We start from the raw sequence: 24,522 nt of genomic DNA on the forward strand, positions 1-24,522 counted from the left end.
GTTATTCCTCGTCGTCGTCGTCATCGTCGCTCGCGCGACGGCGCGAGGCGAGCTCTTCATCGCTGAGCTTCGGCGCACCGAGCTCGTGCTCATACAGCGTCACCATGTAGCGCACGACGCTGTCGTCGAGCTTGAGCGCACGCTCGAACTCGGGAAGCACGGCCGGGGCGCAGGTGAACAGGCTGATGACGTAGTAGCCGCTCTCGTGGCGGCCAATCTTGTACGCGAGCTGACGACGGCCCCAGTGCTCGATCGTCGCCGGTTCGGCGAGGCTGAGCAGGCCCTGCAGCTTCTCGAGCTTGTCGACGATCGCCTGGTCTTCCAGTGCGCTGTCGAAGATGTACACGGCTTCGTACCGCCGCGTAGGATTACGGCGGATCTTGAGCTTTGCCACTCGGCAATCCTCCCTATGGTCTGAGGTGCCACCCGCAGTGCCGATCCGCGGGCGGAGGGTCAGGGGATCGGACGAGCCGATCCGGATGAGCCTTGAAGCATACCAGCATCGGGGCGCAAATCCAACCCCAACCCGATAACCCAACCCGATAACCCAACCCGATAACCCCCAACCTGTTACCCCAAACCCCAAACTGATCAGTTGGGGGTTCGGGGTGGTACGGTTTGGGGTTCTTGGGATGGGTTTGGGGTAGAATTCGGAATGTGCGGCCGCTACGGCTTCGGTAACCCCGCCCGTCTGGGCACCCTCCCCCTTGGGGTCGAGCTCCCGGAGCTCGGCGCCCGCTACAACGTGGCACCCTCCCAGGCGGTCCCGTTCGTCCTTCAGGACCGAGAGGGGCGGCGGGCGGAGTTCGTCAGATGGGGGCTGGTCCCGTTCTGGGCCGATGACCCCTCGATCGGCAACCGGCTGGCCAATGCCCGATCCGACTCCGTGGCGGGCAAGCCCTCCTTCCGGAATGCCTTCAAGAGCCGCCGGGGGCTGATGCTGGCGGACCTGTTCTACGAGTGGCAGGTCCTGCCGGGGCAGAAGGTCAAGCAGCCCTGGTGTATCCGGCTGGCCGACGACGCGCCCTTCGCCATGGCGGCGCTCTGGGAGCGGTGGACACCCAAGGCCACCCCGGAGGTGGCGCCGCTCACGACCTGCTGCGTGATCACCACCGAGGCGAACGGCGTGATGACGCCCATTCACGATCGGATGCCGGTGATCCTGCACGAGGCCGACTACGACCAGTGGCTCGACCCGAAGACGCCACCGGCGGTAGCGCAGGCGCTGCTCCGGCCGTTCGACGGCGCGATGCGCGCGTTCGCGGTGAGCACGCTGGTGAACAAGCCGGGCAACGATGTGCCGCAGTGCCTCGAGCCGCTCGCGTAGGGCCTACTTCGTCCCCGCCGCGCTCTTGAGATAAAGGTTGAGGCTCCCGATCGAGAGCTTCGACTTCATCTGCACCATGATCCGACGCTCGTCATCGGTGATCCACACCTCGGCCTTCCCGTTCTGCGAGAAGATGCCCTTGGTCTGGAAGGTGGGCTGCAGCACGACGGTCTTGAACGTACCGGCCGGGACGGTCACCGTCTCCCGACGGAGCACGCGGATGCGGACCGGATTGCCGTCCTTCTTGAAGTAGCGGTCGAACTCGTAGCTCTGGCCGACCTCGAGCGGAATGGTGCGCACGAAGTACAGGAACGACCCTTCGTCGAGTGGCTGCGCGACCGACGGTTCCTCACGCTTCTCGCCATCGCGGAGCATCTGCCGATCGGGGTAGATCTCGAAGCGACGCTTCCGCTCGTAGTTCCCCTCGTCGATGTCCTGATAGAAGCGCAACGAGGTGAGCGACACGACGTCGAACCACGACTCATTGAGGTCGTTCACGCGATACAGCGCGAAGCCACCGGTGATGCGAAAGACCGTGTGCCACGTGGTCTTCCCGCGCAGCTCGGCGATCTCCTTCACCTCCATACTGCCGTTGCCGACCTTGATCGAGCCGAACTTGAGCTCGTAGTCGAGGCGCTCGCCCACCGTGAAGGGGACCTTGGCCGCGTCGGCGGGGAGTCGGCCCCCCTCGACCGGCTGGGGGCCGGCAAAGGCCTGCGCATGCAGCGACGCCCCCGAAATCGGAGGCATCAGCAGCAGGCCCGCGGCCAGCCGACGCAGCAGGAGGGGGAGGCGCATGCCAATCCTACCCAGGTGATGCGGAAAAGATCGTCACCCGGATCGGCGTCAGGTCAGACGTTGAACCGGAACAGGAGCACGTCGCCGTCCTGCACGACGTATTCCTTGCCTTCGGAGCGGACCACACCCTTTTCCTTCGCGCCCTTCCAGCCGGCGTGCGTCACGAAATCGCTGTAGGCCACCGTTTCGGCACGGATGAACCCCTTCTCGAAGTCGGTGTGAATCACACCGGCCGCCTTGGGCGCCGTGTCGCCACGGTGGATCGTCCAGGCCCGCACTTCCTGTTCACCGGCGGTGAAGTAGGTCTCGAGGCCGAGCAGGTGGTAGCCGGCGCGAATCAGGCGGTCGAGCCCGGCACTTTCAATGCCGAGCGACGCCAGAAACTCCTTGCGCTCATCGGGCGGGAGTTCGGCGAGCTCCGACTCGATCTTGGCCGAGAACGGCACCACTTCGGCGTGCTCGCCACCGGCGGCGACCGCCGCGCGCAAGGCCGTGAGGTACGCGCCCTCATCGCCCGACAGCTCGGCGTCGGTAACGTTCGCCGCATAGAGCACCGGCTTGGCGGTGAGCAGCTGCAGGCCGGCCAGCTTCTCGAGCTCGTCGGCCGAGAGCCCCGCCCGCCACAGCGGCTTCCCCTCGGAAAGCGTCGCGTTGGCCGCTTCAAGCGCCGGCAACTCGGCCAGCGCCTCCTTGTCATTCGCCTTGGCCGCGCGCCGCGCCTTGTCGAGCCGCTTTTCCACCTGCGCCAGATCGGAGAGCGCGAGTTCGAGCTCGATGATCTCCTTGTCGCGCGCCGGGTCGGGCTGCCCCATCACGTGCGTGACATCATCGTCGGCAAAGCAGCGAATGACGTGCACGATCGCGTCGGTCTCGCGGATGTTCTGCAGGAACTTGTTCCCGAGCCCTTCTCCCTGCGACGCGCCCTTCACGAGCCCCGCGATGTCCACGAACTGCACCACCGCTGGCACCGTGCGCTTCGGCTGCACGATCTCCGCCAGCTTGTCGAGGCGCGGATCGGGCACCTCCACCATGCCCACATTCGGCTCCACCGTGCAGAACGGATAATTCGCCGCCTCCGCCTTGGCCGCGGTGAGCGCATTGAACAGCGTGGACTTGCCGACGTTGGGGAGGCCTACGATGCCGAGACGGAGCATGCGGGTGCTGTATGGGGAACCCGGCTGATCGTGGACCGATCAGTGTGGGGTTTGGGGTTGTCGGGTTCGGGGTTGCCGGGTGAACGGCGGCGCGCCCGGGTATTCGGCGAAATGTAGTGGATCTCGTTCGAATGATGACACTGGAGACCCGGGACGAGCCTACCGTGTGGGCATGCAAGACTTCAGAAAGCTCCGGGTGTGGGAGGCGGCGCAGCAGCTGGCGGCGGAGGTGAACCAGGTGGCCAGCCAGCTGCGTGACGTCGGCGGGCTGCGCGCCCAGCTCCGGCGGTCGTCCGAATCCATTGCGTCCAATATTGCCGAGGGAGCGAGACGCCAGTCGCCCGCCGACTTTGCACACTTTCTGCAAACAGCCATCGCCAGTGCGAGCGAGTGCGAAAGCCAGTTGGATTTGCTCCGTCGCCTGAGAAAGGCACAAGAGCCTACCATCGCCAAACTGCTGGAGGATGTGGTACGCCTGCGGCGACAGATCATCGCGCTCAGAAAGCGAGTACTCGCCCCCATCCAAACCCAACCCAGAAACCCCGAACCCTAAAACGCCAAACCCCAAACTGATCAGTTTGGGGTTTGGGGTCTTAAGGTTCGGGGTTGATGGGTTACTGCTTGCAGCTTCCCTTCGGGTCCATCTTCGCCCCGTCCACCTTCGGTCGCGTCGCCGAGTTGCCGAGCGTCAGCGCAATGTCCGCCACCAGCTTCGTCACCTTCGTCATGTGCTGGTAATCGATGTACTGCGGCTCGTCGGTCAGCTGGTGGTAGGCCGAGTGGCCGCCCGTGGTGAAGAAGGTCACCGGGATGTTGTAGCGCGCGTACTCGTAGTGGTCGGAGCGGCAGTAGATGTTCATCGGATGGCCGTTCGCGTCCATGCCGTAGTCGAACGTCAGGTTGTGCCCCTTCTCCTTGTTCACCTTCTCCACCAGATCACCGAGTTCGGTGGAGAGGCGGCGCGAGCCGACGAGCTGCACGTAGTTCGGGCCGCCGCGGAGCGGGGCGCCGTCCTTGCTCTTGCCGGTTTCGTCGGTCGCGGCGCCGCGGCCGACCATGTCCATGTTGAGCTGCGCGATGATCGAGTCGCGCGGCACCGTCGGATGATCGGTGAAGTACGCCGAGCCCCAGAGCCCTTTTTCTTCGCCGACGTGCCACACGAAGAGGATCGAGCGCTTGGGCTTCGTACCGAGCGACGACAGGTACTCGGCGATTTCCTGCACCGCGACCGAGCCCGAGCCGTCATCGTCGGCACCGTTGAAGATCGAGTCACGGCGCGGCGCCTTCGTCTTGCGGATCGTGGCGAGCTCCTGATTGATCTGCGCCCACTGCTCGGCGGTGGGCATCTTCCCCTGATCTTCGGCACCACCCGGGCGGGCGATGCGATTGAGGACCAGCATCGAGTCGTGATCGGCGGCGCGGCGGGCCATGCCGACGTGATCGCTGTGGGCGCCGATCGCGACGTAGCTGTTGCGGAGCGCCGGATCACTACCCGGGAGAATCGCCACGACATTGCGCGCCTGGAACGGCGACGGCGTGACCGCGACCTTGGCATCGACCGTGAGTGCATTGCCGCTCATGCCCACGGTGAGTTCGTTCACCGGCTTGCCGAAGAGCTTCGGGCTCGCGGCAGCCAGCGCGAAGACGCGCGACTCATCGGGGCTCGCCGCATCGTCGACAAATGCGCCGCTGCCCATGATGAACCCGAAGATGCCGACGGCCTGCGGCGGGATGATGACCACCATCCCCTTGGCGCCGGCGGGCAGGAGATTCTTCCCCTCGAGCGCCAACTCCACGCCCGCCTGCGACAGCGGCATCGTGTACGCCACCACCTTGCCCGCGGCCTGATCGGCCGGGAGCGCATTCTTGCCGAGCTCACCGCCGAAGATCACCGGCGCGCTGCTCCAGGCGATGTTCTTGGCGCCGCTGAAGCCCCACTCGGTGCGCAGCTTGAGCGATTCGGTGCCCACGAGGAACGTGGAGGTCGAATCGATGCGCTTGTTCTTGAGCGGCAGCACCTGGAAGTACGTGCCGTTCTCACCGGCCGGCTTGAGGCCGAGGCGCTCGACTTCGCGCGCGAGCATCGCGGTGGCCTTGTAGCTGCCCTCGGTGCCGGCATCGCGCCCCATGAGCGAATCGTCGGCGAAGGCGTAGAGCCGCGACATCAGGTCGCCGGCCGAAATCGCCCCGCTCGTGGGCTTGGGCGTGTACTTGAGCGGCAGCGAACCGGGCGCGGGTACCTCCGCGGCGCTCTTGCTGCCGGCGGCGGTACCGGACGCGCACGCCGCCAGCACGGCCGGGAGCGCGAGGAGCAGGGCGCGATCGGTCGCGCGTCGAACACAGAGGCGAAGCATGGCAGTCTGGTGCAGGTGAAAAACGCGAATCAGCAGAATGTCAGTACAGCGTCAGCCGCCCGACGTGCACGGCGAGCGACGGGGTCGTCGTGGTCCAGGTGGCGTACAGCGTGTCCGCCACGCGGGCGAGTCGCGGAAAGCCACTCGGCCTGGCTCCCGACGTTTGCGCGAGCACGTGGGTTTCACGGGCGGTGAGTTGGGTGCCCTCGGGGCGAATGCGACGCGCCAGGACCTCGGCGACCTGATTGGTGCGCTGCTCGAGCCACGCGATCACCGGATGCCCCTTGGCGTCGAGCACGAGCGACACGCGCCCCAGTGGTGTGCCTTCATCGACACGCAGCGGCGCCCCAAAGGTTGCCCCGCCATCGGTGGAGCGCGCGATGTGCACGCGATTGGTATCCCGGGCACCGGTGAACCACGCCACGTACACCGTGTCGCCCACGGCCGCGACCTGCGGCCCGTTCACCGGACAGCCGGGGTAGTGCCAGCCATCCTCGTGAACCTTGGTCGACGGCGTCCAGCCGTTCGCCGTTTCGCGCACGATGGCAATGTCGCGGATCTCCTCGGCGCTCCGGTCGCGATACACGATCACGCGCCCACTCGTGGCCGCCGCCGTCCCCGTCTGGCAGCAGTCGCAGCTGCGCGCGTCGAGCAGCGCTTCACGCTCGATCGCCCCGGACGCCGTGAGGCGTGCGGTGCGGATCGTCATCTCCTTCGCGGAGTCGGGCATGGCGCTCTTGCGCCCATCCAGCCACACGAGCCCGAGCCCATCGGCGCCGTCGGCCCAGAGGGAGACGAATCCGTGCTCGGCGGCGAGACCATCCGTGTGCGGCACGACAGGGGCGCTCCACGTGCGCCCCGCATCGGCTGAACGGACCACGCGCACGCCGTAGGCATACTTGCCCTCGCCATCGCGTTCGAGCCAGTGCGCCGCGAGGTCGCCGTTGGCGAGCGCGGTGATGGCGGGGAAGTCGGCCCAGTTCACGAAGAACGGCCGCGCGGCCGCGATCGTGCGCGTGGAATCCCACGTCGTGCCGTTCCACGCCGCCAGCTGAATGGCGACCGTCGAGTCGGGGCGACGCTGTGTCCACGACAGCAGGAGCTCGCGATCGCCGCGCACGGTGACGAAGGGTGTACTGCTGCCCGCCTGCGCGGGGACGGGGAGCTCCGTGAGCGGTCCCATCGACGTGGCCCCGGTGGCATCGCGTCCGGTCGCACAGGCCGACAGGAGGACCATCGGCGCCAGCAGGTAGGTCATTCGCGATCGCAGCAGCATCGTCATCGCCCCATGGAGCTTACGGCTTTCTCGGTGCCTTCGGCGATCCACAGTTCCACCGCCGAGGTCATGCGGTCGTACAGTGCTTCGACCAGCTCCCGCTCATCGCGCGGCATGGCGTGCAACACGAAATCGGCGAGGTCGCCGATCTGTCGCCGTTCATCCACCGGGCGAATGCCAATGCGCAACCGCGGATACTGCGGGCTCTTGAGGTGCGCTTCGATGCTCTTGAGGCCGTTGTGGCCGCCCGGACTGCCGTGCGGCTTGAAACGATACTCACCGCAGGGCACCGCCACTTCGTCAACGAGGACGAGCAGATCCTGGGCCGCAGTCCACCCCTCACGCTTGAGGTAGGGGCGCAGCACCTGACCGCTCAGGTTCATGTACGTCTGCGGCTTGACCAGCTTGACCTTTTTCGTGCCGACGAGGCCGGTCGCGGTGATCGCGTCGCCGTCTTTCTTCCAGCCGTCAAAATGCCAGCGGCGGTGCAGGTGATCGAGCAGCCACCAGCCGACGTTGTGCCGCGTCTGTTCGTACTCGCGACCGGGGTTGCCGAGTCCAACAATGACTTTCATACGGAGAGGAAGACGCGCGGGGCGCGGAATGCGCCAGCGTGGCGTAACCATGCTGAACGAACTCCGCGCCCCGCGAGTGACCGCCAGTGACGATTACTTGTCGTCTTCCGGCTTCGGCTTGCGGATGAGCTCCGGCTCCGCGGCCCCGCCCTCGGCGGGCGCATCGGCGTGCACCTTCGGCGCCGCGCAGACGCATACCGTCCCTTCGGCGTCGTCCTTGATCGTGATGCCGGCCGGCACCTTGATGTCGGAGACGTGCAGCGACTTGCCCAGCTTGAGGCTGGAGACGTCGACGTCGATGTGGTTCGGGATGTTCGACGGATCGACTTCGATGGTGAGCTCGTGCATGATCTGGTCGAGCAGGCCGCCTTCGAGGCGCACGCCTTCCGGCGTGCCGATGTACACGATCGGGCACTTCACCGTCACCGTCTCACCGGCCACCAGCTCCTGGAAGTCGATGTGGAGCACGTGGCGCTTGAACGGGTGGCGCTGGATTTCGCGAATGAGCGTACGCGCCGTCTTGCCGTCGATCGCGAGCTCGATCACGGTGCTGGACGTCGCGATGCCCTTGAGCAGCTTTTCCGTCTCGCGCGCGTTCACGGTGAGCGACTGCGGCTCACGGCCATGGCCGTAGATGACGCACGGAATGTTGCCGGCCTGGCGGATCTTGCGCGCGGCGCCCTTGCCGGTCTCGGCACGGGACGACGCAGTGAGCGTGGCGGAAGCCATGAAAACCTCGGTATTGAATGGTGGTTCGGGAGTAACCGGAAATGGTCGTCCCGGCCGGTCGTGCAGGTCCTGCGGGTCCTACTCGAACAGCACGCTGACCGACTGGTCGGCGTGCGTGAATCGGATCGCCTTCGCGAGCAACTCGCCCACACTGAGCACGGTGAGCGACGGGAACCGGCGCTCGGGGGGGAGATTGATCGAGTCGGTGACCACGACTTCCTTGATCGGTGCGGTCGACAACCGCTCCACGGCCGGGCCGCTGAGCAGCGCGTGCGTGGCGCACACGTAAATGTCGTTCGCGCCGAGCTTCTTGAGTGCGCGCGCCGCCTCGGAGACGGTGCCCGCGGTATCGATCATGTCGTCGGGAATCAGACAATCCCGCCCTTCGACTTCACCGACGACGTTCATGACTTCGGCGACATTCGCCTTCGGGCGGCGCTTGTCGATGATGGCAAAGGTGGCGTCGAGCCGCTTGGCAAAGCCGCGCGCCATCTTGGCCGAGCCGACATCGGGCGCCACGACGACGAGGTCCTTGAGCTCCTTCTTGCGGAAGTAGTTCGTGAACACCGGCGCCGCGTAGAGGTGATCGACGGGGACGTCGAAGAACCCCTGCAGCTGATGGGCATGGAAATCGAGCCCGAGCACCCGCGAGGCGCCGGCGGTCTCGATGAGGTTCGCCATGAGCTTGGCGCCAATGGCGACCCGGGGCTGGTCCTTGCGATCCTGCCGGGCGTAGCCGGTGTAGGGCAGCACGGCGGTGACGCGGGCCGCCGACGCTCGGCGGGCGGCGTCGATGAGGAGCAGCAGCTCCAGCATGTTCTCGCCCGGCGGATTCGTGGGCTGCACCACGAAGACATCCGCGCCGCGGATGTTTTCGTCGATGCGCACGAACACCTCGCCGTCGGCAAAGCGCGAGCAGGTGACCTTGCACAACTCAGCGCCCAGCGACTTCGCCACTTCTTCAGCCAGGGGCTGGTTGGCGGTGCCGGCCAGGATCTTGAACCCGCGATTGGAGGCTGAGGGCGCTTCCGAAGCCGCGTGCATGGAGGTCTCGAGAGGGGCGAAAGGGATTTCTGGTAAAGCCCCTAAAGCTATACGGGCCCGGTCCGGTTTCCAACCGGTACCGAGCCCGTCTATGATGGATCTGGTAACGATTTGCAAAACAAGGAGTTAGGGAACTCCTGGCCCGGGCGCGCACGGCCCGGGACCCGACTATAGGCCCACTTGGAATCGAACCAAGATCTTCGGCTCCAAAGGCCGAGGTAATAGCCGTTATACGATGGGCCACCAGCAGAGCGGAGTTTATCGGTTGCCGGGGGCAGCGGCAACGGTGGGCCCGGCCCTTAGCTGGCGGGCGCGGCCGGCCGTTCCCAATCGTGTACCGGCAGGGCGTCCCGGGCCCGGATGCCGTCGGCGAACGGCCCCAGCAGGTGCACGATGCTGTTGGCGTAGTACGTGATGAGCGGCCGCCCGCGCGGCAGGATCACGTAGCCCTCACCGGCGCGGGCCACCATGCGGCGGAGGCGCAGCATGCGGTACGCCCGATCGAACGTCTCGGCGATGTCGCGATCGGCGCGGACGACGCGGCCACTCAGCTCCTGCAACACGTCGCGCATCGCCGCCATGCGCTCGAGCAGCGCCGTGCGCGGCACATACTCGGCGTCGAAGCTCTGCAGCGCGGCGCAGGCCAGAGGGACCGGCGTGACGGGGATGATCGCGCCGATGCGCGCGAGCACGTCGTCGCAGAACGTCTGCACGTGCGGCAGGCGAGCGTCACGAGGGAGGGTGAACAGATCGATGTCCTGCGCCGCGAGCGCGTCGAGCCAGCCGCGCACGGGGATCGGCGCGCCGATCGTCACGGCGGCGCGGCCGTACCGTTTCCAGCGTCGCGTGAAGAGCCGACCAACGTTCCAGAGCAGGAAGCGGCCGACCGAGGCCATCTGCGCCACGCGCGAGAGCGGGGCGACCGGCGCGCGCGTTTCGAGCTCGCGCAGCAGCGTGCGGTCTTCGAGCACGCGGTCGTAGTTGATGCCCACGGGCACGACGTAGAGCCGGTCGCGCATCGCCGGGTCGCGGGCCACGCCAAGGGCGTAATCGAGCAGGCCAATCTTGGCCGGTCGCAGCGCACCGTCGCGCGTGAGGCCGCCCTCGGGGAAGATCCCCTGCGTCACGGCATTCCGCGTGATGAGCTGCACGTAGGCTTGCAGCACCGCGTGATACAGCGGCTCCCGATAGCGCCGCCTGATGAAGTACGAGCCGAAGCTCTTGAAGAGATACTCGAGCGGAAAGGCGCGGGCCCACTCGCCGACGGCATACGAGATGGAGACCTGGCCCATCATCACGTAGGCCACCAGCACGTAGTCGGCGTTCGATCGATGGTTCATCAGGTAGATCACGATCGAATCGCGCGGCAGGCCCTTGAAGGGATCGTCGCGCTCCACCTCGACGCTGACCTTGTAGAACAGCGACAGGGCCGCGCGCGACACCCAATAGCCGAGGCGATAATAGGCGAGCACGTTGAAGAACGGCACGATCTCGTCGAGATACCGGCGCACCCGCTGCCAGGTCACCGCCGGGTCTTCCGGCTGCTCGGACGCGTGCCGCGCGACCGCCGCGGCGACCTGCGGATCGGCCAGCACGTGTTCAATGACGTAGTGCTTGCGCGTGAACTTGTAGCGATCGACGCGGGCCCGCATGCGGAGCAGGGTGCGCCGGCCCGCACGCCGGGCCACGCGGTGCGCCGCCAACCAGGCCAGCGCGCCGACGGCGATGAGCAGGAGACCGACGATCAGCTCGCGGGCCACAACCACGCGGCGCCCCGCACGCCGCTCGAGTCGCCATGCTGGTGCCGCACGACGCGGGTGCTGACGCTCTCCGAGAACACCCACGGCGGCAGCGCGGCCGCGATCTCGTCCACCAGCCCGGGGATGTTTGAGACGCCGCCCCCGAGCACGATCACATCGGGATCGAGCACGTTGACGATGGTGGCGAGGCTGCGGGCGGCGCGATGCACGAGGCGCGCCCGCGTCGCGAGCGCCGCGGCGTCGCCGGCCGCGCCCTGCGCGATGATCTCCGGCGTCGTGAGGGTGCCGCCGTTCACCCGGGCGTGGTCGGCCGCGATGCCGGGGCCGGAGATCCACGTTTCGATGCAGCCGTGCCGCCCGCAGTAGCAGCGCGGGCCGGGCACTTCGTCGCCCGACGGCCAGGGCAGCGGATTATGCCCCCATTCGCCACCAATCAGGTTGCGCCCGGTGAGCACCTGCCCATGCACGATGATGCCACCGCCCACGCCGGTGCCCATGATCACGCCGAAGACGACGCCAGCACCGGCGCCGGCGCCATCGGTGGCTTCCGACAGCGCAAAGCAATTCGCGTCGTTCTGCATGCGCACCTCGCGCTGCAGCGCCTCCGCGAGATCGCGCTGCAGCGGTTGCCCATTGAGCCAGGTCGAGTTGGCGTTCTTGACCAACCCGGTCTCGGGGACGACGACCCCCGGGATACCGATGCCCACGGTGGCGCGAGCACCCACCGCGACTTCGAGCCGCAGCACCAGCGCCGTGAGGGCATGGACCGTGGCGAGATACGCGCGCGGCGTGGGGATGCGCTCCTGGGCCAGCACGCGCCCGTGGGCATCGAGCACGACGCCCTCGATCTTCGTACCGCCCAGATCGATCCCGATTCGCAGGGCCGGATGTGAATGCTCACTCATGCGGCGATTGTCGCCTGTCGCGAGAGTTGGGGCAAGAGGGGCACGATGCGCGGTGACGAATTGCCGCCACCGGTCCACCGGCGTAACCTTGGGCATGTCGTCTGCGCTGCGGCCGGGTTTTTCAGGCCATACGGAAGAAATGGCGGTGTCCGGGGAGCATCTCGCCTCGGTGGAGGCGTTGCTGGCTTCCTACACCAGTCTGCGCAGGCGACGACGCTGGTACCTTGCCGCGCTGGCGGCCGCCGTCTTTGGCACGCTGATTTCGGCCGCGTTTCATCGCGCCACCGGTGCGACGCCGATGTTTCTGGTCGGCTTCGCGGCGCTGCCCATGATGTTGGGCGGCTTCGGGCCGATGCTGCTCGCCACGTGGGGGGCGCTGGTCGGCTCGATCATCGTCGAAGGGCCGGGGCTCGTGAACAGCGAGCTCGAAGCGGTCCGCTACGGGTCGGGCTTCATGCTGGCGCTGGTCTCGGCGGTCTTCTGCGAAGTGGCGCGTCGTCATCGGATTGAAGCGATCGACCGCGAATTCCGCCTGGCGCAGGCGCTCCGGCGTTCGGAGGAGCTGCGCGCCGAGCGTGCGGCCGCCGACGCGACGCAGCAGGCGGAGCGCGACCTCGCGGCGGCGGCGCTGCGGGAGCGGGATCAGCAGCTGGCACGCATTACGGCCACCGTGCCGGGCATTGTGTATCAGCTGCTCTGGAAGCGCTCCGGCGAAACCCGCTTTCTCTACGTGAGTGAACGCGCACGCGATCTGTTTGACCTCGATCCGGACGCGGTGGTCGCCGACGCCGGCGTGGCCTGGAGTCGGGTCCATCCCGACGATGTCGGCGGCATGTTCCGATCGGCCAATGCGTGCATGGAGGACTGGTCTCCGTGGCGCTACGAGTTTCGCATCACCGATCCGGCGCGGGCGGACGCCTGGCGCTGGGCGCTCGGTTCCGCCATCTGCCAGCCGGGGCCGGAACCCGACAGCGCGCTCTTCACGGGCATCTTCACCGATGTCACCGATCAGCGTCGTCTGGAAGACGAGCTCCGGCAGGCGCAGCGCATCGAGAGCCTGGGCCGTTTGGCCGGCGGCGTGGCGCATGACTTCAACAACCTGCTGACCGCGATCACGGGCGAGGCGAGCCTGCTCGAGAGTGATCAGGCGCCGTCGTCGGAGGTCGCCCAGGGGCTGCAGCGCATTCGGGCGGCGGCGGAATCGGGGGCGGCGCTCAGCAAGCAGCTGCTGGGGTTTGCCCGTCGGCAGGTGATGGCGCCGCGGCTGGTGGATGCCAACAAGATGATGCAGCGCGCGGCGCCCTTGTTGCGTCGTCTGCTGCGCGAGTCCATCCGGCTGGAGCTCGACGTCGCTCCAGAGGTGGGGATGGTGCGGGTGGATCCGGGCCTCTTCGATCAGGTACTGCTGAACCTCGCGGCCAATGCGCGTGACGCGATGCCGCGCGGCGGCACCCTGGCCGTCCGCGTGCGTCGTCTGAACGGCACCGATCCGGATCGGGCGCAGTATCCGGGCGTGTCCGGTGACGCGGCGGTGGAGTTTGTCGTGGCCGATACCGGCAGTGGCATGCCCGATGCGGTGCGCGCGCGTGCCTTTGAGCCGTTCTTCACCACCAAGCCCGTGGGGGAGGGATCAGGGCTGGGGCTGTCCACCAGCTACGGGATCGTCACGCAGGCCGGCGGCATGATGCTGCTCGAATCCCGCGAGGGGCATGGCACGACGGTGCGGATCGCGTTGCCGTGGATCGATCCGATCGAAGCGCAGGCCCTCGACGAACGCAGTGCGTTGCGCGGCGGGACGGAGCGGGTGCTCGTGGTGGACGATGATGATCAGGTACGTCGGGTGACGGCGGAGGCGCTCCGGCGCTTTGGCTATGATGTGCTCGAGGCGCGCGGCGGTGCGGAGGCGGTGGCGATGGCCCGCGTCAGCGATCCGCCGCTGGCGCTGCTGGTCAGTGATGTGGTGATGCCGGAGCTCAGCGGGGTGGATGTGGTGAATGCGATGCGCGACGCGGGGATCACTCCGCGCGTCTTGTTCGTGTCGGGGTATCCGGAGGGCACGGTGACCCAACACGGCGTCGTGCCCGATGGCGTAGATCTGCTGGTGAAGCCGTACGCGGTGCACGATCTGCTGCGGCGCGTGCGCGCCGCCCTCGATCGCGCGGCGTGAGCGGGCGTCGGGGGATCGGGGCCGCTGCGCTGCTGCTGCTCGCGGCCTGTGGCGGCGGGGGCGACGCACCCACCGGCCCCGGGAGCGGCGGCGGCACGACCCCGCCGCCACCGGACAATACGCTCTCCGTGCCGACGATTGCCCGTGAGTTTCGCGGGATGTGGATCGCCACGGTCGCCAATATCGACTGGCCGACGCGCAACACGCTCACCGCCTCGCAGCAGCAGACGGAGATGAACGGCCTGCTGGATGTGGCGTCCACTGCCGGGCTCAATGCCGTGGTGTTACAGGTGCGCGCGGCGGGTGATGTGATCTATCCGAGCAGCCTCGAGCCCTGGGCTCGTTCACTGACGGGGACGCAGGGGACCGACCCGGGCTACGACCCGCTGAGCTATGCGGTGCAGCAGGCGCATCAGCGTGGGCTCGAGTTGCATGCCTGGTTCAATCCGTTCCGGGCCGGCAATCTCAGCGATACCGCGCGCTTTGCCCCGCTGCATCTCGCGCGGAAGCGCCCCGATCTGGTGCGGCGCTATTGCAGCCAGTTGTGGTTCGATCCCGGGGAGAGTGCGGTGCAGGACCAGGCGATTGCCGTGATCACCGAGGTGGTCACGCGCTACGACGTGGATGCGGTGCACCTCGACGACTTCTTCTATCCCTATCCCGACGCCAACTGCCCGGGGCTCGATTTCCCCGACAGTGTGGGCTACGCGGCGTACACGCGCGCGGGCGGCACGCTCACGCGCGGCGACTGGCGGCGCGACAACGTGAATCGGTTCGTGCAGCGGCTCTACGAGGCGGTGCATCTCGCGTCGGCCACGGTGAAGGTGGGAATCAGCCCCTTCGGTATCTGGCGGCCCGGCAATCCCACCGGGGTCACCGGGCTCGATGCGTACGCGTCGATCTATGCCGACTCACGCAAATGGCTGCAGGCGGGATGGGTGGACTACTTCGCGCCCCAGCTCTACTGGTCCACCACCTCGTCGGGGCAGAACTACAATTCGCTGATCAGCTGGTGGGGGCAGCAGAACACGCAGAAGCGCCATCTGTGGCCCGGCCTCGCGTCGTATCGCATCAACGACGGCTCATCGGCGCCGTACGCGGCCACCGAGATCCCCACGCAGATCTCCATCGCGCGCCAGCAGCAGGCGGTGAGCGGTGGCGCCACCGGCACGATTCTCTACAATGGCAGCAGCGTCCGCGACAACCGCGGCGGTTTCGTCACGGCGCTCACGAGTGGCCTCTACGCCAGCGGCGCGCTGGTTCCGGCGAGCCCCTGGCTCGACGCCACCGCGCCGTCGGCACCGGCCGTGGCCGTCGCCACCTCCGGCGCCAATCTACTCGTCACGATCCTCGGCGGTTCGAGCGACACGCGCTGGTACCTCGTGCGCTGGCGCATCGGCACGACGTGGGCGCAGAAGCTGCTCCCGGCAAACGTCGCCTCCACAACGGCCCCCTCCGCCCTCGCCGATGCCGTGGTGGTCAACGCGGTGGACCGGGCGGGGAATGCGAGCCCCGACGCGGTCTGGCGCAAGTAAAGGGACAACACACGAGGTGGGGGACAACGCACGAGGATTGGGGTGCGGCGAGTCCGTGCCCACGCGCAGCTCCTCGTCGTTGTCCCCCACCTCGTCCGTTGTCCAGTCAGTTCTCCATGAGGCCGCTGGTCTGCGTCTCCCGCATCGTCGCGTACACCACGAGCGACGCCGCGATGCAGGCGGTGACGTACCAGTAGAACCACGACTCGTGGCCGGCCTGCTTGAACCACAGCGCGATGTACTCGGCGGTGCCGCCAAAGAGGGACACGGCCACGGCATACGGGAAGCCCACCCCCAGCGCGCGGATGCTGGTGGGGAAGAGCTCCGCCTTCACGACGGCGTTGATGGCGGTGTACCCGCTGACGGCCACCAGCGCGCAGAGGAGCAGGGCGATGGCACCGCCGGTGGTGTGCGTCTGCCCGAGCTGGGTCATGAGCGGCACCGTACCGAGCGTCCCCAGCACGCCGAACGCGGTGAGCACCGGGCGCCGGCCGATGCGATCGGAGAGCGCGCCGACCGCCGGTTGCAGCGCCATGTAGACCAGCAGCGTCACGGCGTTGATGAAGGTCGCTTCCTTGGCCGTGAAGCCGGCGGTGTTCACCAGAAACTTCTGGGCGTACGTGGTGAACGTGTAGAACGCCACGGTGCCGCCGGCGGTCAGACCCACGACCGTAAGTACCGCACGGGGATGCTGCAGTAGCCCGCGAATGCTGGCCGCCGCGCTCTTCGCCGGGCGCGCCGCCTTGTCGTGCTGGAACTCGCCGGTTTCCTCGAGGGAGCGGCGCAGGTAGATCGCCACCACCGCGCAGAGTGCTCCGATCACGAACGGAATGCGCCACCCCCACGCCTTGAGCGCCGCATCGTCGAGTGTGCGCTGCAGCACCAGCAGCACGGCGAGCGCGACCAGCTGCCCCCCGATGAGCGTGACGTACTGAAAACTCGACCAGAAGCCGCGGTGGGCCTGGCCCGCCATCTCACTGAGATACGTCGCACTCGCGCCGTACTCGCCGCCCACGCTCACCCCCTGCAGCATGCGCGCCAGGATGAGCAAGGCTGGGGCGAAGACGCCGATGGTGGCGTAGCTCGGCGTCACCGCGATGAGCAGCGAGCCGCTGCACATCAGGAGCACGGTGAGCGTCAGTGCCGCGCGGCGTCCGTACTTGTCGGCGTAGCGGCCCATGAGCCATCCGCCGATGGGGCGCATGAAGAAGCCGAGCGCAAACACCCCGGCGGTGTTGAGCAGCTCGGCCGTGCGATCACCCGAGGGGAAGAAGGCCTTCGAGAAGTAGAGCGAGAACGCCGAGTACGCGTACCAGTCGTACCACTCCACCAGGTTGCCGATGGAGCCCCCGATGATCGAACGGAGGCGGGACTGCCTGGACGGTGTGGTGGGATCAGGACTGGGCATCGATGGTGCGCGCGAGAAGGTCAAGGACATCGGACTCGGTGCGCAGCCCGGGGACATCGTGCATGTCGATCACATAGCCGTAGCGCTCGGCGATCGCTTCGTACAGGGGGATGCGGTGGTGCAGGAGCTGCTCAAAGCCCCAGACGGCAAAATCGTCGGGATCGACCAGCGACTCATCGGTGATCCCACGGCGATCGAGGTACTCCGCCCACTTGGTCGCCAGAAAGGCCGGGTTGTAGTACATCGGCTTGGGGTGTTTCCGGAAGCGCTCCACGAGCATGCGCGTGTGCTCGGCGGAGCCGCGGATGTACACCAGCACCGTATGCTGGGCGAGGCAGGTGAGGACGGGGTCGAGCGGGTCGTCCACATCGACCACTTCGCAGAGACTCCCCCCGGAGTCACAGACGAAATGGGGGTATCCGTAGATGTCCTTGGCGCGTTCGATGAACTCGGGGACGTCGAGCAGGGCGCGGATCTCCGCCTGACGATGCTGCGCCTGCCGCCGGGAGTATTCGGCGAACGGGATCCCCCCGAGCGCTTCGCTCCCCGGCTTGCCGAGGTACGTGGACAGCGGGCTCAGATTCTCGAAGGAGATGTTCGAGCGGATGTAGATCGAGTCCGAGCGGAGCAACTGCCGCAGGAAGGGGACCTTCATCGCCTCCCGCTTGAAGTTGTCCACGATGTGCTCGCCCATGTACCGCGTGCCGATGCGGTAATCGACCGAGTACTGGAACCAGTCGTGCTTCTGCAGCAGGCCGGCGAGGGTGGTCTTGCCCACCCCCGACATCCCGAAGAAGGTGACGGCATGCGCCGGCTGATTACGGAGGGCGCGCCCCGAGGGAAATCGCATGGCGCTAAATTCCCTCGGGATCCACCGTTCCTCAACCCCTTTCCGCGTCCTGTGCAGGTTTTCGAGATACCCATCGTCGTCCGCCCCGAGGACATCGACGACAACGATCACGTCAACAACGTCGTCTACCTCAAGTGGATCTTCGACGTCGCGCTGGCGCACTGGCAGGTGAGTGCTCCCGCAGCGATGCAGGCCACGTACGGGTGGGTGGCGACGCGCCACGAGATCGACTATCGCCGCGAGGCGCTCCTGGGCGACCCCATCGTGGCCCGGACCTGGATCGGCACCGTGGATTCGCGCAAGTTCGAGCGTCGGACGGCGATCGTCCGGACCAGCGACAACGCGGTGCTGGCGCGCGGGACGAGCTACTGGGCGCTGATCACTCGGGCCACCGGGCGGATCACGCGCATTCCGACCGAGATGGTGCAGCTGTTCGAGGCGTACATGGAACCGGCACCGACGATGTCGAACCCGAATGCCGCCCCGGGTAGCTGATCCGTTGTGCGAATCGGGGGGCGGGGTCGGGTGGCGAGTTTACCTTCGTTTGCTGAGGGAGTGATGCGTACACCACTGCTGCTGTTGCTCACGCTGGTCGCGGGCTGCAACGCCTCGAACAACACCGATCCGATCGTCTGCACCACCGAGGCGCGGGCGGGGATCAACGTGGTCGTGCGCGACGCCGACACGCAGGCTGGTCTCGCCGCCGTGGCGCGCGGGGCAGTCACCGACGGGGCGTATGTGGATTCGCTGCGGGCCAATGGATCGACCACGACGATGGCCGCGGCGTATGAGCGACCGGGGACGTACGTGGTCGATGTTCGCGCGACTGGCTATCAGGGATTCACCACCACGGGCGTGACCGTCACCAAGGACCAGTGTCACGTGATCCCGCAGACGGTCACGGTCGCTCTGCAGAAGGTGAAAAGCTGACGGGCGCCGGTCTGCGCCTCAGAAGTCGGCGCTGAGGCGCACCACGAGCGTCCGGCCGGCGGCGTCGGCGAACTCCTTGTAGCGGCTCATGAAGTCGCGATAGCGCGCGTTGAGGACATTGCGCACGCTCACATCGAGATGCACGAGCCCGCGCGCGGTGAGGCGACTGGTGCCGGCACTCGCGTGCAGCACCGCCGAGGCGGGCGGCGCATAGTCGCTGCGGAAGGTGCGTGTCTGGCGCGCGTTCCATTCACCGGTCACCGACAGCGAGCGACCGGGGGCGCGCTCGTCCCAGCGCAACGTGCTGCTCGCGCGGAACGGCGGCACGAAGGGCAGGGCGGTGCCATCGCTGGTGTTCGTGGCGTGCACCGCGTCGGCGGTGGTGCTGCTGCTCCAGCCGCGCGGGAGCGACACGCTCAGCGCGGCTTCGGCACCGATGAGCCGGGCGTTTCCCTGGCGCACCTGCAGCGAATCCAGTGCGCGGCCGGCAGCGCCAACCGGCGCCAGGTAGATGTAGTCGCGAATGCGGTTCACGTAGCCGGTGAGTTCACCGGACGTGCGCGCCGTGCGCAGGCGCAGCCCGGCGTCGGTGTTGAGACTCGTTTCGACGCGCAGATCACGCTGGCCGATCTCGAACGCGCGTGTGCCCTCGTGAAACCCATTGGCGAACAGATCGCTGGCACTCGGTGCGCGAAAGCCACGCGCGACGTTCACCGCCAGCGAGACCGGGGCGTCGGCGCGATACACCGCGCCGATGGTGCCCGTCATGGCATTGAAGGTCCGCACGGTCGGCGCGAGGGTGAGCGCGGCGCTACCGGGGGTTCGCAGCGACCGCCAGTCGTGGCGGGCGCCGGCCGACAGCGACCAGGGGCCGCGCACGCCCTGCTCGAGCACGTACAGGCCAACGGCGCGGGCCGTGTTGTCGGGGATCAGCGTTTCGGTGCCGAAGGTACGGAATCGCGTTTCCTGCACGGCGGTGCCCACCGTGCCGGTGAGCCCGCGCCACGGCGCGTGATGCCAGTTGGCAAAGGCCGTACCCGTGCGCGACCGCAGTCCGAGATCCACATCGAGCGTAGTGGCATTGACAAACTCGGCGCGGCGGTTCTCCTCGAGCCCCGCCTGCACGTGCAGGCGCTGCGTGCTCCCGCGCACCGTGGCATCGGCGGTCCAGCGCGTGGTGCGAATGCGCTGGCGACCGTCGTAGCCGGGCGCGGTACGCGGATCGTCGGCGATACGAATGGTCTCGTCGCGCGAGCTGCCGGTCAGCGTCAACTCCGCGCGGTCGCGGTGTACGCCCGTGGCGCCTTCGAGGAAATGCGTGGTGTTGCCGGTGTTGAAGACGGTGCCACTGGGCGTGCGCAGGTCGGCGGCCCGTCGCGTGGTGCCGGTGACGCGCCATCCCCACGTGTCGACGGCCCCCTCACCAACGAGCGTGGCCGACGGCGCAGCGTTGGCGGAGTTGTAGGCGAGGGCCATGCGGCCGCGGGCGAGCATGGCGCCGTCGGCCTTGGGAAGCGCGCGGCGGACGACGTTGACCACGCCACCCAGCGCATCGGAGCCATAGAGCACACTGGCCGGGCCCTTCACGACCTCCAGGCGCTCGGCGTCGGCGCTTTCGACATTGGGGGAGTGATCGTGCCCCCACTGCTGTGTTTCGGTACGCTGGCCGTTGGCAAGGGTCACGACCCGGTTGTTCGTGAGCCCGCGAATGACCGGCTTGCCGATGCCGGTGGTCATGGAGAGCGAGCGGACGCCGGGGATCTGCTCCAGCGTCTCGCCGAGCGAGGCCCCCTGGGCGCGCCGCAACTGGGCGCCGGCCATGACGGCCGTGGGCTGCGCCACGCGCCGGGCGTCGGTCGCGACGGCCGTGGCGGTGACCTGCAGGGTCGGCAGGGCCTTGGGGACCGAGTCGCGTCGGGCCGAGTCAGGGCGGGTTTGCGCGCCGAGCGGCAGAGAAACGGCCAGGCAAATCCAATAAATAGGCGAGCACATGACATTAAATTAGGCAAAGCTAAAACGTGGGCAAGGGTTGTTGGAACTGCTCGCACAGAGTGCACAGAGGGCCACAGAGAATCACAGAGGTGCGCTCCGACGGGTTCGAAGCGAACCTCTGTGATTCTTTGTGGCCCTCGGTGGCCTCTGTGCGAGCCGTTCCAGCCAGCTCAGCCCTTCACGATTCGCTGAATCCGCGCCACCGCCTCCGTCACGGCGGTCTCGTCCGGCCCGAACGAGAAGCGCAGGTACTGCCGGAAGCGCGACGTATGGTCCGCGCGGCGCTTGCCGGGGTTGATGTCGAAGAAGAGCCCCGGCACCGTGATGACCCGCTCCTTGAGGGCGGCCTCGAAGAACGCTTCCCCGTCGTTCAGGGGCGCCGGGAGCGAGGCGACGCTCGCCCAGACGTAGAAGCCGCCGTCGGGCTCGTGCTCCACGGTGAGCCCGGCGGCGCGGAGGCCGTCGACCAGGATGCGGCGCTTCTTGGCGAACGCGTCGTGGATGGCGATCACTTCCTGCTTCGCGCGCGTGGGTTCGACCAGCGCGCAGGCGGCCTCCTGCAGCGGGCGATTGCCGCCGCCATCGAGGAAACTGCCGGCGCTGGTGACGGCCTCGATCACTTCCGCCGGGCCCACGATCCAGCTCAGGCGCCAGCCGGGGCAGCGCCAGCCCTTGGTGAGCCCATCGAGAATCACGACCGGGTCGCTGTTCACATCCTCCACGAACTCGGCGGCGCTCACCGTCGCGCCCTTCACGAGCCCCTCATCCCAGAGGTAGTGCGAGTAGAACTCGTCGAGAATGAGCGTGCAGCGCAACTCGCGCGCTTCGTGCACCCACGCCGCCAGCTGACTCCCGCGCAGCACGCGGCCGGTGGGGTTCGCGGGGTTCGACAACAACAGCGCCCCGAGCCCGCGACCGGTGATCTCGCGGCGCAGGTCGCGCGTGCTGAGCGCGTAGCCGCTCTCCGGCTCGAGCAGCAACGGAATGGCGCTGAAGGTGCCGAAGATTTCGAGCAGCTCCTCGTACGCCGTATAGTCGGGGAGCACATGCCCGAGGTTCACGTTGCCCAGCGATGCGACGACGCGCGTGAGCGAGGAGCGCCCGCCGCCACAGATGCAGACGTTTTCGGGGCCGTACTGGCTCGTCTTCCCCTGCCGATAGCGCGCGTTGTAGAGATTCGCGACCGCCCGCCGCAGCGCGTCGATGCCACCCACCGGGGCGTACTCGTAGTCGTCGCTCGCAATGGCCACATCGCTGGGTCGCGCGGGCGCACCCGGCAGCGGCCCGGTCTCCGGCTGCCCCTGACCCAGGTTGCACCAGCCGTCGGCACCGGCGCGAAAGCCCATCTCGCGCGCGCGGTCCATGACGTAGATGACCCCAGTGCGGGGGACGGGGCGGAAGCCGGGGATGGGGGCGAGGATGGGGTCGGTCATACCGCAATGTATGAACCCATCACCCAAGACCTAAAGCCCGAAACCCTGAACCGATCGGTTTTGGGTTGCGGGCTTTTGGTCGTGGGTTGTGGGTGGGTTAGGCGTACTTCGCCATGTGCGGCAGCCGCTCCCCGTTCCTTGAGCACTCGATGAGCGTGGCGAGCCGCTTTTCGCGGGTCTCCTCGCGCTTGGCACTCACGACCCACCACACCGCGGCCTTGCGATAGCTGGGCGCCGAGGCCTCGAACCAGGCCCACGCCTGCTTCGCCTTGCGAAAGGTGCTCGCGTAGGGCTCGGGCAGCTCCACGGTGCGCTGCTCGAACGAGTACACGCCCACTTTGTTCTCGCGCATCCGCTCGAACGCCTTGAGGCCGGCTGGCTGCATGAGCCCCGCGGCGATCAGCTCCTCCACGTGCTTCACGTTCACGGCGCTCCAGATGCTCGTCGGCTTGCGTGGCGTGAAGCGAATGGTGTAGGCCGTGTCATCGATGCGTTTGCGCACGCCATCGATCCACCCAAAGCAGAGCGCTTCGCGCACCGACTCGGTCCACGTCATGGAGGGCGTGCCGGTACCGGCCTTGTGGAAGCCCACCAGGAGTTCGGACGCCGTGGCGTGATGCGCCGCGAGCCAAGCACGGAACTGCGCGGGGGCGGAAAAGAAGGTAGGGGCAGGAGAACCCATGACCCAAAACCTAAAGCCCGGAACCCAAAACTGATCAGTTCTGGGTTCCGGGCTTTAGGTCATGAGTTGTGGGTCGCTACTGCTGCTGCATGGCCTTCGCCGGCACCACCTGCTTCCCCTGCTTCACGTAGATATCCATCCACGAAACCCACCGCGCCCACAGGTCCAGATCGCTGGCGTACGTCGCCACCGAGTGGTCCTCGTACGGGTACATGTACAGCGCGGCCGGCTTGCCGAGGCCCTGGAGCGCGGCGAACATGCGCTTGGAGGAGATCGGGTCGGTGCCGGTGTTCTGGTCTTCGATGGCGTGATACATGAGCAGCGCGCCGGAGATCTTGTTGGCGCGGAGGAACGGCGACATGTCGAGGTAGGTCGCCTGCGCGTCGTACAGGCTGCGCCGCTCGCTCTGGAAGCCGAAGGGGGTGAGCGTGCGGTTGTACATGCCGTCGCCGGCGATGCCGGCCTTGAAGTTCGGCATGAGCGTGAGCGCGTTCACCGTGGAGAAGGCGCCGTAGCTGTGGCCGCCGATCCCCATCTTGTCGCGATCAACCCAACCGCTGTCCACCACGGCGTCGAGCGTGGCGTCGAGCCCTTCCTTGAGATCGCGCGTGTAGTTGTCGTTCATCTTGCCGGCATCGCCATAGATCGGGATGTCAGGCTGGATGAGCGTGTATCCGGCCGCCACCCACAGCTGCATGCTCGAGGCCGGACGCGCACTCGGCACCGTGGGGAAGGCGTTGATGTTCGTGGTCCAACGCGAGCGCTCGTACTCGGCGGTGGTGCTGTACTCGCGCGGATAGAACCAGATGATGCCCGGCACCTTCTGCCCCGGCTTCCAATCGCGCGGCAGGAGCACGTCGGCCCAGAACTTGGTGCCGTCGCGCGGGCGCGTGATCTGAATGCGCTTCTGAATGGCGCCGGAGACTTCGGGGCCCACGTCGACGTTCTTGGTCAGCTGCTTGGTCGTCGAGCTACCCGCGGTGCGCAGATGCGCATCGGGGATCATCGTGGGCGACTCGCGCGTCACGATGAATTCGCTCACGTCATCGTTGAGCGCGGCGACGAACGTTTCGTAGACATCGGCCGGGCTGTCCATGAGGCGCGTGCGCGCCTTGGACGTGATGTCCATCCGGTCCACCCACGGGCGCGGCGCCTGCTTGTACCAGTTGGCGCCGGGCGCGCGGTTGCCGGAGAGGGCGACGCTCTTGCCGTCCTTGCCGAGCAGGACGTAGTTCGTGCCGTTCACCGAGCGCGCGAGGAGCGCGCCGGCGGTGGAGTCGGCGCCGGCCGCGCCGCCACGCCCGCCGCCGCCACCAAAGCCGCCGCCGGTGGCGGGGAGCGTTACGTTGCGGCCGAGGTTGAAGCGTTCGGAGGGATTCTTGACGCGCACGGCGATCACCGCGCCGCTATCGCTCACGAACAGCGTGGAGCTGTCGGTGCTGTACATCGCCGACGTGAACTGCGGGCCGCCGGCGTAGATCGTGGCGGTGTCGCCGGCGCCAAAGGGCGCCTTCCAGAGCACGAGGCGCGTACGCGGCGCGCGCACCTGCACGGGCGCGCCCCCCGGCGCGGCGTTCGGGCCACCACGCCCGCCGCGGCCGGC

General features: G+C 67.5%; 22 protein-coding genes and 1 tRNA gene. 6 read left to right on the forward strand and 17 right to left on the reverse strand.

Features of this window, described 5'->3' with window-relative positions:
• Position 1: 1 nt before the first annotated feature.
• The gene (rpsF, locus tag K2R93_20090) at positions 2-394 is read right to left on the reverse strand and encodes a 30S ribosomal protein S6 (protein ID MBY0492152.1); all 393 of its coding nucleotides are present in this window, start codon (positions 392-394) and stop codon (positions 2-4) included.
• A gap of 261 nt (positions 395-655) precedes the next feature.
• Here rpsF and K2R93_20095 point away from each other — a divergent pair, with 261 nt between their 5' ends.
• Entirely contained in the window at positions 656-1,327 is a 672-nt protein-coding gene (locus K2R93_20095) for an SOS response-associated peptidase (GenBank protein MBY0492153.1), read from the forward strand.
• Positions 1,328-1,330: 3 nt separating this feature from the next.
• On the opposite strand, the gene K2R93_20100 is transcribed toward K2R93_20095, so the two are convergent.
• Together K2R93_20100 and ychF are read right to left on the reverse strand one after the other, a co-directional pair.
• The gene (locus tag K2R93_20100) at positions 1,331-2,125 is read right to left on the reverse strand and encodes a DUF3108 domain-containing protein (protein MBY0492154.1); all 795 of its coding nucleotides are present in this window, start codon (positions 2,123-2,125) and stop codon (positions 1,331-1,333) included.
• Between the two features lie 53 nt (positions 2,126-2,178).
• A complete protein-coding gene (gene ychF, locus K2R93_20105) occupies positions 2,179-3,279 on the reverse strand; it encodes a redox-regulated ATPase YchF (GenBank protein MBY0492155.1) in 1,101 nt (366 codons plus the stop codon).
• A 172-nt stretch (positions 3,280-3,451) separates the two neighbouring features.
• Between ychF and K2R93_20110 the strand changes: the two genes are divergently transcribed.
• Positions 3,452-3,832 (forward strand): four helix bundle protein, encoded by a 381-nt coding sequence (locus K2R93_20110; GenBank protein ID MBY0492156.1) that lies wholly within the window; start codon positions 3,452-3,454, stop codon positions 3,830-3,832.
• 61 nt (positions 3,833-3,893) lie between these two features.
• On the opposite strand, the gene K2R93_20115 is transcribed toward K2R93_20110, so the two are convergent.
• The 8 genes from K2R93_20115 to K2R93_20150 form a co-directional block, all read right to left on the reverse strand.
• Positions 3,894-5,633, reverse strand: coding sequence for a M28 family peptidase (locus K2R93_20115; GenBank protein MBY0492157.1), 1,740 nt, complete (start codon positions 5,631-5,633; stop codon positions 3,894-3,896).
• 40 nt (positions 5,634-5,673) lie between these two features.
• Positions 5,674-6,909 (reverse strand): glycoside hydrolase, encoded by a 1,236-nt coding sequence (locus tag K2R93_20120; GenBank protein ID MBY0492158.1) that lies wholly within the window; start codon positions 6,907-6,909, stop codon positions 5,674-5,676.
• Between the two features lie 2 nt (positions 6,910-6,911).
• Complete coding sequence (gene pth / locus K2R93_20125; protein MBY0492159.1) at positions 6,912-7,484, reverse strand: aminoacyl-tRNA hydrolase; 573 nt, start codon at positions 7,482-7,484, stop codon at positions 6,912-6,914.
• A gap of 93 nt (positions 7,485-7,577) precedes the next feature.
• Positions 7,578-8,213 carry a 50S ribosomal protein L25/general stress protein Ctc gene (locus K2R93_20130; protein ID MBY0492160.1) on the reverse strand — a complete coding sequence of 212 codons (636 nt, stop codon included), beginning with the start codon at positions 8,211-8,213 and terminating at the stop codon, positions 7,578-7,580.
• A 78-nt stretch (positions 8,214-8,291) separates the two neighbouring features.
• Positions 8,292-9,257 (reverse strand): ribose-phosphate pyrophosphokinase, encoded by a 966-nt coding sequence (locus tag K2R93_20135; GenBank protein ID MBY0492161.1) that lies wholly within the window; start codon positions 9,255-9,257, stop codon positions 8,292-8,294.
• Between the two features lie 171 nt (positions 9,258-9,428).
• Positions 9,429-9,499 (reverse strand) — tRNA-Gln (locus K2R93_20140).
• A 57-nt stretch (positions 9,500-9,556) separates the two neighbouring features.
• A complete protein-coding gene (locus K2R93_20145) occupies positions 9,557-11,017 on the reverse strand; it encodes a 1-acyl-sn-glycerol-3-phosphate acyltransferase (GenBank protein MBY0492162.1) in 1,461 nt (486 codons plus the stop codon).
• Positions 11,002-11,922, reverse strand: a complete 921-nt coding sequence (locus K2R93_20150; protein ID MBY0492163.1) for an ROK family protein — start codon at positions 11,920-11,922, stop codon at positions 11,002-11,004. Before K2R93_20150 ends, K2R93_20145 begins: the two co-directional genes overlap by 16 nt.
• 94 nt (positions 11,923-12,016) lie before the next feature.
• On the opposite strand from K2R93_20150, the gene K2R93_20155 reads away from it, so the two are divergent.
• Both K2R93_20155 and K2R93_20160 read left to right on the forward strand, forming a co-directional pair.
• Positions 12,017-14,089 carry a response regulator gene (locus K2R93_20155; protein MBY0492164.1) on the forward strand — a complete coding sequence of 691 codons (2,073 nt, stop codon included), beginning with the start codon at positions 12,017-12,019 and terminating at the stop codon, positions 14,087-14,089.
• Positions 14,086-15,624 (forward strand): family 10 glycosylhydrolase, encoded by a 1,539-nt coding sequence (locus K2R93_20160; protein MBY0492165.1) that lies wholly within the window; start codon positions 14,086-14,088, stop codon positions 15,622-15,624. Before K2R93_20155 ends, K2R93_20160 begins: the two co-directional genes overlap by 4 nt.
• Positions 15,625-15,730: 106 nt before the next feature.
• Here the strand turns inward: K2R93_20160 and K2R93_20165 are convergent, their stop codons facing one another.
• On the reverse strand, positions 15,731-17,032 hold the full coding sequence (locus tag K2R93_20165; GenBank protein ID MBY0492166.1) for an MFS transporter: 1,302 nt from the start codon (positions 17,030-17,032) through the stop codon (positions 15,731-15,733).
• Positions 17,019-17,939, reverse strand: a complete 921-nt coding sequence (locus tag K2R93_20170) for an ATPase (protein MBY0492167.1) — start codon at positions 17,937-17,939, stop codon at positions 17,019-17,021. Before K2R93_20170 ends, K2R93_20165 begins: the two co-directional genes overlap by 14 nt.
• Here K2R93_20170 and K2R93_20175 point away from each other — a divergent pair.
• Positions 17,838-18,377 carry an acyl-CoA thioesterase gene (locus tag K2R93_20175; protein MBY0492168.1) on the forward strand — a complete coding sequence of 180 codons (540 nt, stop codon included), beginning with the start codon at positions 17,838-17,840 and terminating at the stop codon, positions 18,375-18,377. The genes K2R93_20170 and K2R93_20175 overlap by 102 nt on opposite strands.
• A 63-nt stretch (positions 18,378-18,440) precedes the next feature.
• Positions 18,441-18,812, forward strand: coding sequence for a hypothetical protein (locus tag K2R93_20180; GenBank protein ID MBY0492169.1), 372 nt, complete (start codon positions 18,441-18,443; stop codon positions 18,810-18,812).
• 18 nt (positions 18,813-18,830) lie between these two features.
• On the opposite strand, the gene K2R93_20185 is transcribed toward K2R93_20180, so the two are convergent.
• The 4 genes from K2R93_20185 to K2R93_20200 all read right to left on the reverse strand — a co-directional run.
• Positions 18,831-20,804 carry a TonB-dependent receptor gene (locus tag K2R93_20185; GenBank protein ID MBY0492170.1) on the reverse strand — a complete coding sequence of 658 codons (1,974 nt, stop codon included), beginning with the start codon at positions 20,802-20,804 and terminating at the stop codon, positions 18,831-18,833.
• Between the two features lie 170 nt (positions 20,805-20,974).
• Positions 20,975-22,237 (reverse strand): pyridoxal phosphate-dependent aminotransferase, encoded by a 1,263-nt coding sequence (locus tag K2R93_20190; protein MBY0492171.1) that lies wholly within the window; start codon positions 22,235-22,237, stop codon positions 20,975-20,977.
• A 97-nt stretch (positions 22,238-22,334) separates the two neighbouring features.
• Positions 22,335-22,919, reverse strand: a complete 585-nt coding sequence (locus tag K2R93_20195) for a YdeI/OmpD-associated family protein (GenBank protein ID MBY0492172.1) — start codon at positions 22,917-22,919, stop codon at positions 22,335-22,337.
• Between the two features lie 76 nt (positions 22,920-22,995).
• Positions 22,996-24,522: prolyl oligopeptidase family serine peptidase (locus tag K2R93_20200; protein ID MBY0492173.1), on the reverse strand; the 1,527-nt coding region annotated here is incomplete at its 5' end.

Source organism: Gemmatimonadaceae bacterium, from assembly GCA_019752115.1.
Taxonomy (GTDB): Bacteria; Gemmatimonadota; Gemmatimonadetes; order Gemmatimonadales; family Gemmatimonadaceae; genus Gemmatimonas.

Excerpts from the sequence above, each read along its gene's own strand:
- K2R93_20190 (MBY0492171.1), bottom strand. The coding sequence starts at position 22,237 with ATGACCGACCCCATCCTCGCCCCCATCCCCGGCTTCCGCCCCGTCCCC.
- K2R93_20150 (MBY0492163.1), bottom strand. The coding sequence starts at position 11,922 with ATGAGTGAGCATTCACATCCGGCCCTGCGAATCGGGATCGATCTGGGC.
- K2R93_20100 (MBY0492154.1), bottom strand. The coding sequence starts at position 2,125 with ATGCGCCTCCCCCTCCTGCTGCGTCGGCTGGCCGCGGGCCTGCTGCTG.
- K2R93_20120 (MBY0492158.1), bottom strand. The coding sequence starts at position 6,909 with ATGCTGCTGCGATCGCGAATGACCTACCTGCTGGCGCCGATGGTCCTC.
- K2R93_20135 (MBY0492161.1), bottom strand. The coding sequence starts at position 9,257 with ATGCACGCGGCTTCGGAAGCGCCCTCAGCCTCCAATCGCGGGTTCAAG.
- K2R93_20155 (MBY0492164.1), top strand. The coding sequence starts at position 12,017 with ATGTCGTCTGCGCTGCGGCCGGGTTTTTCAGGCCATACGGAAGAAATG.
- K2R93_20095 (MBY0492153.1), top strand. The coding sequence starts at position 656 with ATGTGCGGCCGCTACGGCTTCGGTAACCCCGCCCGTCTGGGCACCCTC.
- K2R93_20175 (MBY0492168.1), top strand. The coding sequence starts at position 17,838 with ATGCGCCGGCTGATTACGGAGGGCGCGCCCCGAGGGAAATCGCATGGC.
- K2R93_20130 (MBY0492160.1), bottom strand. The coding sequence starts at position 8,213 with ATGGCTTCCGCCACGCTCACTGCGTCGTCCCGTGCCGAGACCGGCAAG.
- K2R93_20180 (MBY0492169.1), top strand. The coding sequence starts at position 18,441 with ATGCGTACACCACTGCTGCTGTTGCTCACGCTGGTCGCGGGCTGCAAC.
- K2R93_20185 (MBY0492170.1), bottom strand. The coding sequence starts at position 20,804 with ATGTGCTCGCCTATTTATTGGATTTGCCTGGCCGTTTCTCTGCCGCTC.
- K2R93_20195 (MBY0492172.1), bottom strand. The coding sequence starts at position 22,919 with ATGGGTTCTCCTGCCCCTACCTTCTTTTCCGCCCCCGCGCAGTTCCGT.
- K2R93_20115 (MBY0492157.1), bottom strand. The coding sequence starts at position 5,633 with ATGCTTCGCCTCTGTGTTCGACGCGCGACCGATCGCGCCCTGCTCCTC.
- K2R93_20165 (MBY0492166.1), bottom strand. The coding sequence starts at position 17,032 with ATGCCCAGTCCTGATCCCACCACACCGTCCAGGCAGTCCCGCCTCCGT.
- K2R93_20110 (MBY0492156.1), top strand. The coding sequence starts at position 3,452 with ATGCAAGACTTCAGAAAGCTCCGGGTGTGGGAGGCGGCGCAGCAGCTG.
- pth (MBY0492159.1), bottom strand. The coding sequence starts at position 7,484 with ATGAAAGTCATTGTTGGACTCGGCAACCCCGGTCGCGAGTACGAACAG.
- ychF (MBY0492155.1), bottom strand. The coding sequence starts at position 3,279 with ATGCTCCGTCTCGGCATCGTAGGCCTCCCCAACGTCGGCAAGTCCACG.